The sequence below is a fragment of the Albidovulum sp. genome (genome assembly GCF_049646345.1).
Classification (GTDB): Bacteria; Pseudomonadota; Alphaproteobacteria; order Rhodobacterales; family Rhodobacteraceae; genus Albidovulum.
Window position 1 is genome coordinate 1 of record NZ_JBARVQ010000510.1, and the last position, 1,874, is coordinate 1,874.

The 1,874-nt window shown below is 59.9% G+C and carries 2 pseudogenes; both read right to left on the reverse strand.

The features are described 5' to 3' along the window. Positions 1 to 873, reverse strand: a pseudogene (locus WBB85_RS12990) (Eco57I restriction-modification methylase domain-containing protein); the annotation flags it as partial. A gap of 2 nt (positions 874 to 875) precedes the next feature. Beyond that, a pseudogene (locus WBB85_RS12995) lies at positions 876 to 1,874 on the reverse strand (helicase); the annotation flags it as partial.

Below are 1,874 nucleotides of genomic sequence, written 5' to 3' on the forward strand. Positions count from 1 at the left end.
GTCCTCGGCCACCATGAGGAAGATCAGGCGGTAGACGAGGCGGAGGAGCTCGTTGAACCACTCGGTGAGGTTCACTTCACCCGATTTCAGTTTTGTCGCGAGGTCGGGGTTGGCTTCGAGGAAACCCGAACCGAGCACCTTGAGCGCGATCTGGACCTGGTCGGCAAGGCGATCCCGGGCTACTTCACCTTCCTTGGAACCGGTCTCTCGCCACCCCTCAAGCGGGCAGTCTGTGGCGGGTGCGCCTTCGTTGCCGAAACGGGACCGGTGAATCAGCAGCCAGAGGACGGCGAAGGAGGCGATGTCCTCATTCGAGAAGATCTGGGCGAGGTCAGCCTCGATATAGGCCGGGCGGGTCAGCGAGGCGTTATCCCGCATGAGGCGCAGATGGGTGCCGTTGGTGACAATGCCCCAAAGCGCCTCGTCCTTGTCATTGAGGTAGTCCTGAAGGGCGAACGCAGGTGAGCGAGACCGGTCGACGGACAAAGTCGGACTGCGACGGTCGAGCGTTTCGGACGTCGGCACCACGACGAACGGTACGCGCCCGCTTGCGATCAGGGCGATGGGGGCTTGAGCCGCCTGCAGATCGTCGTATCCGAAGGTTTCCTTGAAGAGGCCCGAAACAAAGCGACGTGTGGCATCCTGAGTTGGTGTCTCGATCTTGGCGAATGCATCGAAATGAGACTGCCCGACGCGGAAAGCCGTCGAGATTTCTTCGCGGATCGTCAGGCCCTTTCGAACGGAGTAGTTCTCCGGCGCCTGTTCGGGCGCGGCCCGCTGATCGATCTTTGCAATCATGGCGGGCGCGATGAGATTGCCCTCGAGGCTTAGCGACGGCCATGCGGACATATCTGTAATGGGTTTGCGGGCCATGCTTAAACCTCGCCCGGCATCAGTACGAACATTCCAATGACGTCAGGTGGAAGCACGGCCTCCACGCTGACACGCGAGGCGGATCCAGCCGCAGCACGCAGTCGCGCATGATCTTCGACGAGTTGCTCCGCCCGCTTTTTCACGAATGCCGCCAACGGTCCTTCAATGAATAGGGGCAAATCCGACTTTGCATTGTTCACCAGCCGGTCTCGCGCAATCTGCGCAAGATCAGCAATTGCTGGCGTGTTCAGCATTTCACGCGCAGCGTCTCCTGTCGCGACAATGCTATTCCCCTGTAGGGCAACGAGTGCGGCCTCCTCGGCGAGTAGCAGTCTTTCCTTGCGGGAATGGATGGTGAGCTTGTAGCGGATCCGTAGAAGCACGAGACGGGTCATTGCCGAAACCGCCGGTGTGGGCCAAGCTCCAACGCGTCCGATGCCTAGATCTGGCAGCGCTTCTTGGTCCAGCGAAGCCTCAACCAGGCTTTCCGCCAGAGACGCCGTCAGTGGATGGGTGCGCGTCAACAGGGTAGTGCCCGAAGGCGCGGGCTCCGTAGTGGCAAGCCTCACTGATTTCTGGAGCCCTCGTTGCTCTAGCTTTTCCCTCAGGCTCTCCTGCAGCGCATGAACATGCGCAATGTATAGTGACCGCTTTTTTTCGAGAGGCACGCCAAAGCGAGACATGGCGCGTTCGACGAACTGCCGCGCATCATCTGGCGAGCCGAGCAGGTCTTTGACCTTGTTCCATTCCGGCGCAACCTCGGACGGCTTCATTGCGTTCTGTGCAAAGCGCGCACGGGATTTCTTCTCATTCTCGCTCGCATCGCGCCAGCGGGCATCCATCGCATGCGTGCCGTCATTCAAGCGTAAGTCAAATGTCAGCTGTTTATGACCACCGCGACGCAGCATCATCGCAGCCATGAGTGCATTTGTGACGGGGCCGCGTTCATCGGGCAGCGGAACGGTTACACCTGTTGCTTTCCGGATTTCCTCCGCTTTGCG